1 protein-coding gene is annotated in these 241 nt (G+C 64.7%); it reads left to right on the forward strand.

Translation table 11 applies throughout. The features are described 5' to 3' along the window. The coding region (locus tag HMPREF0072_RS11590; protein WP_211204243.1) for a BLUF domain-containing protein at window positions 1-241 on the forward strand (241 nt) is incomplete at both ends.

A 241-nucleotide genomic window follows, 5' to 3' on the forward strand; every position in this document is an offset into this window, starting at 1 on the left:
CACTGCTCGTCGACGGGCAGCGGTTTTTCCAGTACGTCGAAGGCCCGCCCGACGGCCTGGAGGCGGTCAAGCGCCGCATCCATGACAGTCGCTCGCATGCTGCCGTCGTACCGGTACTGGACATGGCCATCAGCGCGCGTGCTGTTCCCTATTGGGCCATGACCCGCATCGACACCGGGCAGATCATGGTGTCCGGCCTGGTCAATGCGCGATGGGACGAATTTGGCCATGCCGTTCCGGG

Origin of the sequence: Anaerococcus lactolyticus ATCC 51172 (genome assembly GCF_000156575.1) — a bacterium.
Taxonomy (GTDB): Bacteria; Bacillota; Clostridia; order Tissierellales; family Peptoniphilaceae; genus Anaerococcus; species Anaerococcus lactolyticus.